General features: G+C 70.4%; 13 protein-coding genes and 1 riboswitch. Of the genes, 9 read left to right on the forward strand and 4 right to left on the reverse strand.

Features of this window, described 5'->3' with window-relative positions; all coding sequences use genetic code 11:
- The first annotated feature begins 79 nt into the window (after positions 1–79).
- Both ACFYWM_RS16905 and ACFYWM_RS16910 read left to right on the forward strand, forming a co-directional pair.
- Positions 80–1666 (forward strand): phytoene desaturase family protein, encoded by a 1587-nt coding sequence (locus ACFYWM_RS16905; protein ID WP_389915260.1) that lies wholly within the window; start codon positions 80–82, stop codon positions 1664–1666.
- A 44-nt stretch (positions 1667–1710) separates the two neighbouring features.
- Positions 1711–3384: a SpoIIE family protein phosphatase gene (locus ACFYWM_RS16910; RefSeq protein ID WP_389915262.1), complete on the forward strand. Its 1674-nt coding sequence runs from the start codon at positions 1711–1713 to the stop codon at positions 3382–3384.
- 127 nt (positions 3385–3511) lie between these two features.
- Here the strand turns inward: ACFYWM_RS16910 and ACFYWM_RS16915 are convergent, their stop codons facing one another.
- Positions 3512–5056: a choice-of-anchor I family protein gene (locus ACFYWM_RS16915; RefSeq protein WP_389915265.1), complete on the reverse strand. Its 1545-nt coding sequence runs from the start codon at positions 5054–5056 to the stop codon at positions 3512–3514.
- Positions 5057–5266: 210 nt separating this feature from the next.
- On the opposite strand from ACFYWM_RS16915, the gene ACFYWM_RS16920 reads away from it, so the two are divergent.
- Positions 5267–5941, forward strand: a complete 675-nt coding sequence (locus ACFYWM_RS16920; RefSeq protein ID WP_389915268.1) for a TIGR03086 family metal-binding protein — start codon at positions 5267–5269, stop codon at positions 5939–5941.
- A 51-nt stretch (positions 5942–5992) separates the two neighbouring features.
- Here ACFYWM_RS16920 and ACFYWM_RS16925 read toward each other — a convergent pair whose 3' ends face one another.
- A complete protein-coding gene (locus ACFYWM_RS16925) occupies positions 5993–6064 on the reverse strand; it encodes a 50S ribosomal protein bL37 (protein WP_389916033.1) in 72 nt (23 codons plus the stop codon).
- Between the two features lie 234 nt (positions 6065–6298).
- Between ACFYWM_RS16925 and ACFYWM_RS16930 the strand changes: the two genes are divergently transcribed.
- The 6 genes from ACFYWM_RS16930 to ACFYWM_RS16955 all read left to right on the forward strand — a co-directional run bounded on the left by ACFYWM_RS16930 (position 6299) and on the right by ACFYWM_RS16955 (position 12448).
- Positions 6299–6895, forward strand: coding sequence for a metal-dependent phosphohydrolase (locus ACFYWM_RS16930; RefSeq protein WP_389915271.1), 597 nt, complete (start codon positions 6299–6301; stop codon positions 6893–6895).
- A 111-nt stretch (positions 6896–7006) separates the two neighbouring features.
- Positions 7007–7807, forward strand: coding sequence for a DeoR/GlpR family DNA-binding transcription regulator (locus ACFYWM_RS16935; protein WP_389915274.1), 801 nt, complete (start codon positions 7007–7009; stop codon positions 7805–7807).
- The gene (galT, locus tag ACFYWM_RS16940; RefSeq protein ID WP_389915276.1) at positions 7804–8883 is read left to right on the forward strand and encodes a galactose-1-phosphate uridylyltransferase; all 1080 of its coding nucleotides are present in this window, start codon (positions 7804–7806) and stop codon (positions 8881–8883) included. The genes ACFYWM_RS16935 and galT overlap by 4 nt, the downstream gene beginning before the upstream one ends.
- A 72-nt stretch (positions 8884–8955) precedes the next feature.
- Positions 8956–9092: riboswitch (cyclic di-AMP (ydaO/yuaA leader) on the forward strand.
- A gap of 66 nt (positions 9093–9158) precedes the next feature.
- Positions 9159–10073: a coiled-coil domain-containing protein gene (locus tag ACFYWM_RS16945; RefSeq protein WP_389915279.1), complete on the forward strand. Its 915-nt coding sequence runs from the start codon at positions 9159–9161 to the stop codon at positions 10071–10073.
- Positions 10074–10196: 123 nt separating this feature from the next.
- Positions 10197–10532: a hypothetical protein gene (locus tag ACFYWM_RS16950; RefSeq protein WP_389915282.1), complete on the forward strand. Its 336-nt coding sequence runs from the start codon at positions 10197–10199 to the stop codon at positions 10530–10532.
- Positions 10533–11158: 626 nt separating this feature from the next.
- On the forward strand, positions 11159–12448 hold the full coding sequence (locus tag ACFYWM_RS16955; protein WP_389915285.1) for a dicarboxylate/amino acid:cation symporter: 1290 nt from the start codon (positions 11159–11161) through the stop codon (positions 12446–12448).
- Positions 12449–12638: 190 nt separating this feature from the next.
- Here the strand turns inward: ACFYWM_RS16955 and ACFYWM_RS16960 are convergent, their stop codons facing one another.
- Both ACFYWM_RS16960 and ACFYWM_RS16965 read right to left on the reverse strand, forming a co-directional pair.
- Complete coding sequence (locus tag ACFYWM_RS16960) at positions 12639–13622, reverse strand: L,D-transpeptidase family protein (RefSeq protein ID WP_389915288.1); 984 nt, start codon at positions 13620–13622, stop codon at positions 12639–12641.
- A 52-nt stretch (positions 13623–13674) separates the two neighbouring features.
- On the reverse strand, positions 13675–14793 hold the full coding sequence (locus ACFYWM_RS16965; protein ID WP_389915290.1) for an FAD-dependent oxidoreductase: 1119 nt from the start codon (positions 14791–14793) through the stop codon (positions 13675–13677).
- Positions 14794–14953 lie beyond the last annotated feature (160 nt).

Genomic DNA, 14953 nt, shown 5'->3' on the forward strand with positions numbered 1-14953 from the left:
TCTGTTAAACACGAGGTTCGTATATAGATCATTCTTTACAATCCTCCATACCAGCAGTCAGCGCGCCCCTGGAGGGAAAGTGTCGGAGTTCGACGGCGTCATCGTGGGCGGGGGCCACAACGGCCTCACGTGTGCCGCCTACCTCGCGAAGGCGGGGCTGTCGGTCGCGGTCGTCGAGCGCAACGACGTCGCGGGCGGCGGTTGCAGCACCCAGGAGCTCACGCTGCCCGGATTCCGGCACAACACCCACAGCAGCTACCACTTCCTGGAGGAGGGCCCGGTCCCCGCCGATCTGGAGCTCCGGCGCTACGGCCTGAGCTACGTCTACCCCGAGACCCAGCACGCCACGGTCTTCAGGGACGGCCGGGCCATCACGGTCTACACCGACCCCAAGCGCACCGCCGAGTCCTTCGCCCGCTTCTCCAAGGCCGACGCCGCGCGCTGGCTGGAGCTGTACGAGCGCTACGCCGAGGCGGCCAGGGGCCTGGTGAACGGCTTCCTGTACTCCAAACCGCTGCCCCCGCCGGTGGTCGCCGAGCGCCTCAAGGGTGACCTCGGCCGCGACATGCTGAGCTACATGCCGCTGTCGCTGTACGAGGCCGTCGACAGGAACTTCGAGAGCGACCAGGTCAGGGTGCTGTTCAAGTCCTTCCTGCACGCGATCTCCATCGAGAACGTGCCCGGCACCGGCAGCTTCTTCCCCCGGCTGCTCTCGCGCATCGCCAGGCTCGGGGTGCCCGTGGGCGGCGCGGGCAGCGTCGCGAGCGCGCTGCGCGCCGTCGTCGAGGAGCACGGCGGCACCGTGATCACCGGCGCGCACGTCGAGCGGATCCTGGTCGACGACGGGCGGGCCACCGGGGTGCGGCTCGCCGGCGGCGACGTGCTCACCGCCCGCCGGTTCGTGTCCAGCGCGGTGGACGCCCCGCAGACCGTGCGGCTGGCGGGCCCGGAGAACTTCGGCGCGGAGATCGCGGCCAAGGTCGAGGACTACAAGTGGGCCGGGCACAGCCTCGTCACCCTCCACCTGGCGCTCGACGAGGCGCCGCGCTACCGGGCCGCCGAGTTCGACCCCGACGTGGACCGGGCCTTCCTGGTGGTGCTCGGCGCCGACGACAGCGAGCAGCTCGGGCGCACCTTCGACCAGATCCACCAGGGGCGGCTGCCCGACCGGCTGGCCGGCAACGGCGCGTGCCCCTCTCTGTTCGACCCCTCGTACGCGCCCGACGGCAAGCACGTGGCGTTCTGGTGGCCGTGGGCCCCGTACGACCTCGACGGCGATCCGGCCAACTGGGACGCGCGGCGGGAGGAGGTCGGGGAGCGGCTGCTCGCCGAGTGGTCCGAGTACGCCCCCAACCTCGCGGGAGGCGCCGTGCTGGGCAAACGGGTCTTCTCCCCGCTCGACATCGAGCGCCACTGCGTCAACATGGTGCGCGGCAGTCACCACGTGGGGGCCTACGAGCCGTCCCAGCTGGGCGGCAACCGGCCGGTCCCCGAGATGGGCCAGTACCGCACCCCCGTCGACGGCCTCTACCTCTGCGGCGCCAGCAGCCACCCGGGCGGCTCGGTCTCCGCGGCCCCCGGATACAACGGAGCCAACGCCATCGCAGAAGACCTCGAACTGGAAACCTGGTGGACGCCGGTTCCCGCACCCCGGTGGAGCGAGTGAAGTCCCGTTTCGTCACCAAGAATCCAGCGACGCCAGGGTTCAGGATGGGCAGCCCCGCATCCATGCACGAGCAGCTGTCCCTGCTCAACGCCGCCAGCAAGCGCATCGGCAGCACGCTGGACATGTTCGAGACCGGCAGGGAGCTGATGGACGTCGCCGTGCCGCGCTTCGCGGACGCGGCGGGCATCCTCGTACAGGACCGGCTGGTGACCGAGGGGGAGTTCCCCCAGGAGACCACCGACGGCTCGGCGCTGGTGCGGCGGATCGCGGTCGGGGTGGCCGACCCCTCCCCCGGCGAGTACGCCAGGGCGTTCCCCGTGGACGAGGTGGCCGTCTACGAGGCGTGGACCCCCTACGCCCGGTGCATGGCCACCGGCAACCCGATCCTCTACCCCCGCCTGGGGCGCAGGACCGCCGAGGAGATCGGGCGGTTCTGGAAGCGCGACTCGGTGTCGAAGGTGCTGGAGGACAGCTCGTTCCTGGTGGTGCCGCTGAAGGCGCGCGGCCGGGTGCTGGGCTTCGTCATCTTCACCCGCAGGCCCACCAGCCAGCCCTTCGACGAGCAGGACGTCAACCTGGCCGAGGAGCTGGCGGCCAGGACCGGTGTCTGCCTCGACAACGCGCGGCTCTACAACCGCGAGCGCCGCACCGCGCTGACCCTGCAGAGCAGCCTGCTGCCCGTCGACCTCTCCCAGCCGCTGGGCCTGACGATCGCCTCCCGCTACCTGCCGGCCAGCGACCTGGTCGGGGTGGGCGGCGACTGGTACGACGTGATCCCGCTGCCCGGCTGCCGGGTCGCCCTCGTCGTCGGCGACGTGATGGGGCACGGCATCAGGGCCGCCGCCACCATGGGCCAGCTCCGCACGGCCGCGCGCACGCTGGCCAGCCTGGACCTGAGCCCGGCCGACGTGCTGTTCCGGCTCAACCTGATGAGCCAGGACCTGGACGCCAGCCAGATCGCCACGTGCGTGTACGCCACCTACGACCCGGTCACCCGGCGGTGCGCGATCGCCTGCGCCGGGCACGTGCCGCCGATCCTGGTACGGCCCGGCGGCGAGACCGAGCTGCTTGAGCTGCCGCCGGGGCTCCCCCTGGGCATCGGCAACGAGCCCGCCGAGATGCGGGAGTTCACGCTTCCCGGCGGGACCGTACTCGCCTTCTACACCGACGGCCTGGTGGAGAGCCGCGACCGGGACATCGAGGAGGGGATCGGCGCGCTGCGCGGCCTGCTCTCGGGCCCCGACCACGACCTGGAGGAGGTGTGCGACCTCACGATCAGGGCCCAGCGGCCCGGACACGAGCGTGACGACATCGCCCTCCTGCTGGCCAGGGTGTCGGAGCTGACGGAGAACGAGTTCGTCGAGACCTCGCTGCCCTCCGACCGCCGCTCGGCCTCCCAGGCCCGCCGATTCGTCCGCTCCACGCTCGACAAGTGGGAGCTGTCCTCGCTCTGCGACAACACCGAGCTCATGGTCAGCGAGCTGGTCGCCAACGCGGTCGAGCACGGTCAGGGCGAGGTCGAGCTGCGGCTGCTGCGCGGGCCCACGCTGGTCTGCGAGGTGTCCGACAGCTCGGCGTCCGAGCCGGTGATGCGGGAGGCGTCCACCACCAGCGACACCGGCCGCGGCCTGCATCTCATCAACTGGCTCGCCCACCGCTGGGGGTCCCGCCTCACCCCGAAGGGCAAGATCGTCTGGATCGAGCAGCGGTTGCCCTAGCCCGCTTTCTGCCCTGGCCTGCGCCTTTGTGAGCTCGCCGGGCTGTCGTACGACGGCGAAGGCCCCGCGCCGCGCGAAGTTCTCGCGGCGCGGGGCCTGACGGGCCGGTTCGGGGTCTCCCGGAGGTTCAGCGGACCTCGTAGACGGCGGTGGTGCCGCTGACCTCGTTGCCGACCACCAGGAGCGGGTGGCGGGTGGGGCTGTCGGAGGCGGGGACGAACAGCACACCCTCGGGGCCGACGTCCCCGGCGGTGCCGTCCTCGACCGAGCCGGCGAGGTCGCGGGTGTTGACGTACCCGGCCAGGCGCGGTGCCCGCGGGTCGCCCAGGTCGTAGGCGACGATCCCGCCGACCCGCTCCAGCCCGGCGAAGGCGTAGGTCCGGCCGCGCACCTCGCCGACCGTGACCCCCTCGGGCTCGGGGCCCTTGTTGTCGCTGCGGCTGTCGAAGGAGTCGTTCTCCTCGTTGTCGGCGTTGAAGGCCTCGGGCAGTTCCCTGGCGACGAGCCGCTCCAGCTGGTCGCCGGAGTCCCAGACGAGCGCTCCGGAGGTGGACCTGATCGAGATCGAGCGGGCGCCGAACGCGTGCAGCTCGGTGTAGGCGCCGCTCGCGTCCTTGGGCGAGTCGGCGGCCACGTTCAGCCGGCCGAGCTCGGTGTCCTTCCTGAGGTTCTCGGCGTCGGGCAGCGCGAGCTTGAGGTCCTTCACCCTGACCTCGTCGGCGTGGCAGTCCCAGTCGCGCCCGTCGCCCTCGTTGGCGGTGACCAGGTAGGTGCGCCCGCGGTCGCGGAAGTGCGCGATCGCGTCGGGCTGGTACATGCCCTTCACCGGCCGGGGCCTGATGTCGATCTTCCCGTCCTTGTCCGAGGCGTCGAGCCCGGTCTTCGACCAGTCCTTCAGCCCCAGCGGGACGACGTCGCGGACCGCGGCCCGGTCCAGGTCGACGATCGCGAGCGCGTTGTTCTCCTGGAGGGTCACGTAGGCGGTGTCACCCTCGACGGTGACGTACTCCGGCTCCAGGTCACGGGCGGCGGTGGCGCCGGGGCCGGTGATCCGTACCCCCCGGGCGCGCAGCCGCTCGGCGTCGAACCTCCCGAATCCCGCGGTACGCACCGTCCAGCGCTTCAGGTCGACGACGCTCACCGACCCCTCGGGGTCGGCCACCGCGCCCTCGCAGTAGGAGGACGGCTCTCCCTCGTTGGCCACGACCACCCGCTTGCCGTCCGGGGTGAAGGTCAGCATGTCGGGCAGCGCGCCCACGGTCACCTGCCTGAGCTTCCTCCCGCTCCGGGCGTCGAAGAAGGCGACGGTCCCCGGGTCGGTCTTGACCGCGGCCTGCTGGGCCACGGCGACCAGGCCGCGGCGCACCGCGACGCTGTTGGCGCCGGGGGTGGCCAGCGTGGCGACCTTGCGCGGCCTGCGCGGGTCGCGGATGTCGAGCACGTCGACGGTGCCGGCCTGCGCGTTGACCACGAAGACCCGGCGCGTCGAGGGGTCGTACGCGGTGATCTCCGAGGCGCCGGCGGCGACGGTACCGGTGGTGTAGCGGCCGAGGAAGGTCAGCTTGACGTCGCCGTGGCCGGACTCGGCGGCGGCCGGGGTCACGGCGGCGGGCAGAAGGAGCAGGCCGGTGACCGCCGCGGCGGCCGCCCGGGTGAAAGTCGTGGTGCGCATGTGGCGAATTTTCACGAAATATCGTGACCTATTGCTGACGGCCAGATGACCGCGGGATGAAGCCCCACGGTCGGGTGTGTCGCGGCGGTTCCCCCGCGTCGTCCCAAAGCCTCCGGTCATGTCCGTTGACGCGATGACTCCTGGCTTTTCAGGGGTTACGGTCAAGATGAGAGCCGGGAGGAGACCCGGGAGGGCATCGGGAGGGGCATGATGACCATCGACATACCCGAGGCTTACCGGCGCGCGCTGGACGCCTTCGGCGCTCTCGTCCACCGGGTCGGCCCCGATCAGTGGCAGAACCCGACGCCGTGCGTCGACTGGGACGTGCACGCCCTGGTCAACCACGTCGTCGGCGAGAACCTGTGGGCTCCCGTGCTGCTCGCCGGGGGGACCTCCGCGGAGGTCGGCGACGCCTTCGAGGGGGACCTGCTCGGCGACGACCCCATCAAGGCGTTCGACACCTCGGCCGTGCCCGCCCTCCAGGCGGCGACCGGCCCTGACGCCCTCGACCGCCTCGTCCACCTGCCGTTCGGCGACGTGCCCGGCCGGGAGTACGTCACCGAGCTGTTCGCCGACGCGCTCATCCACACCTGGGACCTGGCCCGCGCCATCGGCGCCGACGAGCGGCTCGATCCCGAGCTGGTCGAGGCCTGCGCCGCCTGGTTCAGCCACGCGGAGCCCGGCCACCGGCAGGCCGCGTCCGCCGGAGAGCAGTCCACCGGAGAGCAGTCCACCGGAGAGCTGTCCGCCGGAGAGCTGTCTGCCGGAGAACTCTCCGTCGAGGAGCAGTTCGTCGGGGAACTGTCCGTCGGAGAGCACCTGGAGGTGCCCTCCGACACCGACGCGCAGACCCGGCTGCTGGCCTCCTGGGGCCGCCGGGCCTGACCGTTCGCTCCTCCGCGCTCGCGCACGGCTCACGCGGGGAGGTCCGGATCGCTAGGCGGGCCGCTTGCCATGGTTGGCCTTGCGCTTCCTGCGGGCCTTGGCCTTACGTGCTCTCCTGCCCATGCCGACCTCCCTTTCCCCGGAGGTTCCCGGGACCCGATCTCACCGGCTCAGACCTTCACATTCCTCCCGGAACGGTGGTCGCACAAGGCCCGGACGCCGATCCGTCCGGCTCCGGTGGAGCGTGTTTCCCCGGCCTTGCCTCGATTTTTCCCCGGGCCCGCCGTTTCGCGGCCCGGTGCGAACATGTGATCGACCTCGCGCCCCGCCCCTCGGCCGGGTCCTAGGCTCCGTCCCATGAACGAGAAGCTGATGGCCCGCTGGCGATCCCTGGCCGGCCTCGGGGCCGACCCCCTCGGCAGCGAACTGATCACCCGGTACGACGAGCCGCACCGCAGGTACCACACGACCGCCCACCTGGAGGCGGTCCTCACCCACATCGACGCCCTGGCCGGCCACGCCGAGCACCCCGACCTCGTACGGCTGGCGGCCTGGTTCCACGACGCCGTCTACGACCCCCGGCGCGGCGACAACGAGGAGCGGAGCGCGGGGCTGGCCGAGCGCGCGCTGCCGGAGATGGGACTGTCCCCGGAGGCCGTGGCCACGGTCGCCAGGCTGGTCAGGCTGACCGTCACGCACGACCCCGCGCCCGGCGACGCGGACGGGGCCGTGCTGTCCGACGCGGACCTGGCGATCCTGGGCGCGTCCCCGGAGGCCTACGCCCGGTACGCGGCGGCCGTGCGCGAGGAGTACGGCTTCGTGCCCGACGACGCGTTCAGGGCCGGGCGGGCCGCCGTGCTGCGCTCGCTGCTCGACCTCCCGGTGATCTTCCGGGTCTCCGGCCTGGAGGCGGCGGCGAGGGCGAACATCGCGGCCGAGCTCGAGCGGCTGTGAATCGTGACCAGGCTTGAGCGACTGTGAGCGGATAGTCACCAAGACTCAACAGTGTTTTGCATTCTTGCCGTGGTAATTTGGTGAAATCTGGTGGATTAAGGGGAGTGAGCGATGCTTGCCCAGCAGCGGCAGCAGGCGATCCTGGAGAGGGTCCGCAGTAGCGGCGGGGTCAGGGTCGCCGATCTCGTCCGGGAGCTCGGCGTGTCCGACATGACGATCCGGCGCGATCTTGAGGTGCTCTCCGAGCGCGGCCTGGTGGAGAAGGTCCACGGCGGCGCCACCGCGGCCGGGCCCGGCTCGACCGAGGAACCGGGCTTCGCCGCCAAGTCCGCGCGCCAGCAGACGGAGAAGGAGACGATCGCCCAGCACGCCGCCCGGCTCGTCCGGCCCGCCACGGCGATCGCGCTCTCCGCGGGGACCACGACCTGGACGCTCGCCCACCACGTGACCGACGTGCCCGAGCTGACCGTGATCACCAACTCGGTCCGGATCGCCGACGTCTTCCACCGTTCTCCCAGGGCCGACCGCACGGTCGTGCTGACCGGCGGGGTCCGTACCCCCTCCGACGCCCTGGTCGGCCCGGTCGCGGTCTCGGCGATCCGCGGGCTCCACGTCGACACCCTCTTCCTCGGCGTGCACGGGATGAGCACCCGCGCCGGGTTCACCACCCCCAACCTGATCGAGGCCGAGACCAACCGCGCGCTGGTCGCCTCCGCGCACCGCCTGGTGGTGCTCGCCGACCACACCAAGTGGGGCACGGTCGGCATCAGCACGATCGCCCGGCTGGCCGAGGCCCACATCGTGGTCACCGACTCCGGCCTCACCGAGGAGGCCCGCGAGGAGCTCGCCGCCTCGGTGGGCGAACTGATCATCACGGAACCCCAGCGAGAGAGCGAGATCGCCGGCCGATGAAACGCACGATCACCCACCTGGCCGACGGCCGGGAGCTCATCTACTTCGACCGGCGCGACGACACCGACCGCGGCGCGGTCGACAGGCGCGACCTGCCGCCCCGCCCCGCCGCCTCCGAGCTGCGCTACGACCCGCTGACCGAGGAGTGGATCGCGGTGGCCGGCCACCGCCAGGGCCGCACCTTCCTGCCCCCGGCCAGCGAGTGCCCGCTCTGCCCCTCCACTCCCGGCAACCTGACCGAGGTCCCCGCCTCCGAGTACGACGTGGTGGTCTTCGAGAACCGGTTCCCCTCGTTCTCCGCCCAGCCGGGCGAGCACCGGGAGATCGGCGGGCTGAGCGAGGTCCGCCCGGGGGTCGGCAGGTGCGAGGTGGTCTGCTTCACCTCCGAGCACGACTCATCGTTCTCGCGGCTCTCCCCCGAGCAGGTCGAGCTGGTCATGGAGGCCTGGGTCGACCGTACGGCGGAGCTGTCGGCGACACCGGGCGTGGAGCAGGTGTTCTGCTTCGAGAACCGGGGGGCGGAGATCGGCATCACCCTGGCCCACCCGCACGGCCAGATCTACGCGTACCCCTACGTGACCCCGCGCACCAGGCTCACCCTCGGGGCGGCCGAGCGCCACCGGGAGCGGACCGGCGGCAACCTGTTCGCCGACGTCCTGGCCGCGGAGCGGGAGGCCGGGGTCCGGGTGGTGGCCTCGAACGAGCACTGGACGGCGTTCGTCCCGGCCGCGGCGCGCTGGCCGGTGGAGGTCCACCTCTACCCGCACCGCCAGGTCCCCGACCTGGTCGCGCTGGAGGCCGGGGAGCGCGCGGCGTTCGGCCCCCTCTACACCGACGTGCTCCGCCGCCTCGACGGGCTGTTCGGCGTGCCCATGCCCTACATCGCCGCCTGGCACCAGGCACCGGTCTCCACCGGCCGCGATCTGTCGTACGCGCACATGGAGCTGTTCAGCATTCGCCGCGCGCCGGACAAGCTGAAATACCTCGCCGGGTCGGAGTCGGCGATGGGCGCGTTCGTGAACGACGTGTCACCCGAGGAAACAGCACATCTTCTGCGCTCTGTCATCACGAAGTGATTACCACTCGGTCTCGTCTTGAGGTCGCATGGCCTGCTGTTTACCACTACTATCCTTCCCACATCGGCTACAAACGCTGATATGCCTAATCCCGGGCGCCTCGCCCGGGAGCCGGGGAACCACCGCACCTGGGGTGAAACCACTTCGGTGGAAGGGCTTCCTCCAGCCCGAACCCGTCAGCTAACCCGGTAGGCGCAAGGAGAGGAGAGTTCGTGGCGGCCTCGTCCCCCACGTTCCGTCGGCATGCCGCCCTGGCCCTCTGTCTGAGTTCGATCGTGGCGTTCACCATCGGTGCCCCCACCGCGGGAATCGCGGAACCCAAGCCGACCGAGGCCAAGCTCCGCGCCGACCTGGCCAAACTCGGCAAGAAGCTCGACGGGCTGATCGAGACCTACGCGGCCAAACGCGAGTCTCTCAGGAAGGCGCAGAAGGCCGAGGCCGTCGCCAAGCAGAACCTGAAGAAGGCCGAGCAGACCTACGTCGAGGCCAAGAGGCAGGTCGACACCATCGTGCAGCTGCGCTACCAGACCAGCAGCAGCGGAGGGGTGCCCGCACTGCTGTTCTCCGGCGACATGGGCGCCGCCGCGGTGATGGAGCAGCTCGCCGCCCAGCAGACCGCCTACCTGGAGGGCTTCGCCGGCAGCCTCGAACGCAGGAAGAAGGCGTCGGAGACGGCGTCCAGGCTCATCGACGAGATCCGCGACGAGGCCGAGGAGGTCGAGGGTCAGCGCGAGAAGGCCGAGGACGTGATCCGCGACGTCAAGGACAGGCTCGACCGCCTCGCCCCCACCGGTTCCGGCCGCCGCGCCGACGGCACCTGGGCCCCGCAGCTCCCCACCGGCGCCGACAACATCACCGACCGCACCCGGATCATGCGCGACGCCGTCATGCGGCGCTTCAGCCTCCCGTACTCCGTCGGCTGCTACCGGGCCGCCAACGACGGCGGCGAGCACCCGCTGGGCCGCGCCTGCGACTTCATGATGAGCACCGGCGGCACGATGCCCTCAGCCGCCAACCTCGCGCTCGGCGACGAGATCGCCGCCTGGGCCATCAAGAACAAGGCCAAGCTCGGCGTGAAGTACGTGATCTGGCGCCAGCGCATCAACCACGGCTCCGGCTGGAACTTCATGTCCAACCGCGGCGGCATCACGGCCAACCACTTCGACCATCCGCACATCTCGATGTACTAGCGCTGCGGCTTCCCGGGCGGCCGCCCCTCTCGGGGCACATCCGGGACTTCCGGCGCCCCGCCGGGCGCCGGGGGTCCGTCGTCGGACGGCGCGAGGAGGACGCACCTGCTATATCGCTATGTCGTGCGCGTCGTGACCACCGGCCGACTCCCACGCCTGATGGACGTGTTCCCCGGCCTCGTCACCGACATCGTCGCTCTGCTGCGCGCCGAGGACGAGAACGATCCCTTGGCGGACACGGTTGAGGGCCTGTCGTTTCATGGTGTGTGCACCTGTAGTGCCACCTGCGCCAATCTCCTGACCGCTCCGCCGGGTTCGTCGGGTTCCCGGATGGTGCAGCTGGAACGCGACGGTGAGGACGTCATCTGGCTGAGCCTGGATCCGAGCGCGACGGCCATCACCGACATCGAGGTCCTCGACGGACGCGACCTCGGCCCCGCGGGCCGCCGGTCCGCATGATCGTCTTAAGGCCAGAAGACGCCGAGGTAGCCGTCGGCGAGATGAGCGGGATGAGCACCTGCCGCCTAGCCTGGTCAGGAGCCCGCGCACCTCGATGACGTCGTGCGCCCCTTCGGCAACACCGGGAAGCGCGGACACGGAGTCGTGCCGAGGTGGGACGGCGAGCGTTGCTTGTCCGCGCCATCACCGTAGAGGCCGGTTGACGAACGGCGCGACACAGTGGGAGATCCCGGGGCCCGTAGGTACCGGCCTGAAACGTGGAAAGCCCAGGCCACCGGGGGGCATCGGGCCTCGGAGACACGTCCGGCGCCTTCGGCCACCCGGTCACGGATCCTTGATCCGGCCTCTGGTAACTTAATCCCCTGACTCCCTGTAGGAAAAGTCTTGATTTGCGCGTCATGCCGCTCTTACAGTCGAGATGCGGTCCCGTTCACTGTTACTTACTGATCTTGTGAGGCTTGCGTCCTGTTCGTGTGGCTCGTTGGGCGGCCGCATGTCCATGTCCGTCGTCTGACCGGCTCCCTCTGTCGCTGATCGCGCTCTGACGGGCGCTCGATCCCCCTCTCACCACCTCTTCTCCTTCGCATGCCCTCCCAGGCATGCCGTCTTTCGGAGCCCTCCTCATCGTGAAGAGATTCTCTTTCTCCCTGCAGCTGCTGCTGGGCCTGGTCGTGGGCGTGGCCCTCGGCTTCGCGGCCCGCGTCTGGGACCTCACCTGGCTGGCCACCACCCTCACCGAAGTCGGAAAGATCTTCGTCCAGCTGCTCAAGCTGGCGGTACCGCCGCTGGTGTTCACCGCCGTGGTGGTCAGCGTCGCCAATCTCCGCAACGTCAACGGCGCGGCCAGGCTGGCGGGCAAGACGCTGTTCTGGTTCCTGGCCACCGCGCTGATCGCCGTCGTCGTCGGCATCGGCCTCGGCCTGATCATCAACCCCGGCCAGGGCGTCTCCCTGAGCACGGCGGGCGCGAAGGCGCCCGAGAACGTCGGCACCTGGGTCGACTTCCTCACCGGCATCATCCCGACCAACATCGTCACGGCGTTCACCGAGCTCAACGTCCTCCAGATCGTCTTCCTGGGGGTCGTCCTCGGTGCGGCCGCCTTCGCGATCGGGGAGAAGGCCGAGCCGTTCCTCGACTTCAGCCGCTCGATCCTCGAACTGGTTCAGAAGGCGCTGTGGTGGGTCATCCGCCTGGCCCCCATCGGGACCGCCGGACTGATCGGCAAGTCGGTCGCCACGTACGGATGGGACCTGCTCGCACCGCTGGCCAAGCTCACCCTCGGCGTCTACGTCGGCTGCCTCATCGTCCTGCTCGCCGTCTACCCGGCGCTGCTCGCGCTGGTCGGCAAGGTCAACCCGGTCACGTTCTTCCGCAACGCGTGGCCCGCGATCGAGCTGGCCTTCGTCTCCCGCTCCTCGGTCGGCACGCTGCCGCTGACGCAGAAGGTCACGATCGAGCGCCTGGGCGTCGACCGCGGCTACGCCTCCTTCGCCGTGCCGTTCGGCGCGACCACCAAGATGGACGGATGCGCCTCGATCTACCCGGCACTGGCGGCGATCTTCGTGGCGCAGGTGTTCGGCGTCCAGCTCGGGGTCGGCGAGTACCTGCTGATCGCGTTCGTCTCCGTGGTCGGCTCGGCCGCGACGGCCGGTCTGACCGGCGCGACCGTGATGCTCACGCTGACGCTGAGCACGCTGGGCCTGCCGCTCGAAGGCGTCGGCCTGCTGCTCGCCATCGACCCGATCCTCGACATGATCCGTACCGCGACCAACGTCGCGGGGCAGATCGTGGTGCCGGTCCTCGTCGCCCGCAGCGAGGGTCGCCTCGACGAGGAGGTGCTCAACGCTCCCCCGCAGCCGCTCGACGAGGCTCCGGTGAGCACGCCGCGCCCCCTGGGCGAACCGGCGATCGCATAACGTCCCACCCGGCACATCGGCGCACTCCTCGTGGGCGACCGCCGGCCGGGCGGACCCGGACCCGTGCGTCATTCGAACGCCGGGTCCGGGGCCGCCTGCCTGGCCGGTCGGTCGGTCGCGAAGGTCGCCGACGCGTGTACGACGACGGCGGAGGCCCGGGTGAGGGCGAGCCTCGCGCCGGTGGCCGGGCTCAGAGCGTCTTCGGCCGGTCCGCGTCCCGGGCGGGAATGCCGGGAGGCTCGTCGGGAAGCCCGGGAGACTCCGGCGTCGCACGGTCAGAGGACGTGACACGCTCCGGAGACCTCGCACGGTCAGGAGACGTGACACGCTCCGGAGACCTCGCACGGTCAGAGGACGTGACACGCTCCGGAGACCTCTCGCGGTCGGGCGGCTTGGGAGCCTCGGGGCGGCGGACGTAGACCGGGGTTCCCGTCGGGGTCATGTCGTAGAGCGCCTTGGCGTTGTGGAGGGGGACCCGGATGCACCCGTGGGACGCGGGATGCCGCGGAACCCGTTCCGAGCCGTGGAAGCCGATGCCCTCGTTGAAGTAGATGGTGTAGAACTGGTCGCCCAGCGGCCCGCTGGTCCATCCGGGCGTCCGGAACCAGGCGCGGAAGTCCCCGGTGGGCGTGACGGCGACCCCGCAGTTCCCCTTCTTGCAGTAGTGCTCGCCGTTGCCGGTCGAGATGTGGGAGACCAGCGCGGGCCTGCCGTCCCGCCACGCGGTGAGCAGCTGGCGGCGCAGGTCGATCTCCACCCTCGTGGGCTCCCCGTACGGCACCAGCGGCCGCGGACGCGCCGGGCGGGAGAGCGCCCGCCAGGTCGGCGGGTCGATCTGGTCGGCGGGAGGCAGCCCGTTCGCCTTCTGGAAGGCCCACACGGCCGCGCGCATCGCGGGGCGGTACTCGTCGCCGACCTGCCCCGGCCCGAACCCCAGCCGGTCGAGACGCCGGTGGACCTCCTGGACCTGGGCCCCCCTGTCACCAGGACGCAGGAGGGGAAACCGTGACAGCGGGGCGGGCTCGGCACGAGGCGCGGGAGGGCGCTCGTGAGGAACGGGCGCCCCGGAATGCCGCGACGACACGACACCGGTGTTCGCGGCACCGAACGGCAGGCACGCGGTGAGCACGAGGGCCGAGTTCGCGACCAGGAAGCACGTGATGGTTCTCCGCATTTTCGACGCCCATCCACTCTCGGGAGAAATCCGCTGGTCCATCAGAAGAAAATCAGAAGGAATATGAGTACTCGCGGTCCTCTATCGCCGCGCGCACCAGGCCGACGGCCTCCTGGGCGCAACCCCAGGAAAAACTGAATCCGGCTCCGCCGTGCGCGAAGTTGTAAACGACCTTTTCCTCGTCGTCCCACTCGAGGCAGACGTTCTCGTTCCGGAACGGCCGCAGCCCCGCCCGTACCGGCTCGTCGGGATCCAGCCTCGCGTGTCGCAACGCGGGCATGAAGGCCAGGCACCGCTCGTACATATCCCGTACGGGACCGTGGTTCTCCAGGTTGATTCCGGTGTCCCACTCGTCCTTTTCCGCCAGTCCCCCGAGAACGAGCAGTTTCGGATTGCGCGGCACGATGAAGACGATGTCCTGCTCACCCTCGTTGCGCTCGTCGTGGGAGACGCAGTGGGCCTCACGGATCCGGCGCCCGCGCAGCCCGTCGTTGCGGACCCGCACCAGCGCGCCGCGCAGCGGGTACATGCCGATGCCCCGGAGCCCCGCGGTGCCGAGGCCCGCGCAGCAGACGATCAGCTCGGCGCCGAAGCGGTCGAGGAGCTCGGCCCTGCGCTCGGCCAGCAGCCCCTCGACCCGGTAGCGCTCGACCCGCACACCGTGGATCTTGACCTGCCGCATCAGCCACGCCATGTACTGATCGGTGTCGATCATGGGTGCCATGTGCGAGTACGCGTCGACCACCCCGTAGTCGGGACTGATGCCGTTGCGTTCGGCGAGCGACCGGTCGCGGACGAAGCCGCGCACCTTCCCCGCGAGCTCCCGCATCTTGTGGAGATCGTGCGGGCTCTCCTCGACGGGGTGCTTGAAATAGAAGTTGGACCTTCGCATGGCCACCCCGGGAACCCTGGCCCGGGCCAGCTTCTCGAACATGTCGTACGAGGTGAGGCACCAGTTCTTGGAGCGGGCGAGGGAGATCTGGTCGTGGTGGTAACCGCACACCGCCGGCGGCCACTCCCACAGCGCGCCCGCGACGACCGAGACGATGTCGGGCGCGAATCCCTCCGCGATGACGGTGACGCGAAACCCTTCCCTGGCCAGGCACAACGCAGTGGTCAACCCGCTCACCCCGGCCCCGACGACAAGTATCTTCTCTGAGTTCGCGCGCACCTGGGAACGCCTTCTTTCCGGATCCGTCCAGCCCGATCACTTTTCGGCTCGACCGGCCGCGGGAGGCCGCCATGACGAACACCGAAACCCCTCCACAGTAAATCGGGGCATCGGGGAATCCCGGAACGGCGGCGAACACGACCTGGAAGGGACCGTGCCG

The organism is Streptosporangium sp. NPDC002721, assembly GCF_042888905.1.
Classification (GTDB): domain Bacteria; phylum Actinomycetota; class Actinomycetes; order Streptosporangiales; family Streptosporangiaceae; genus Streptosporangium.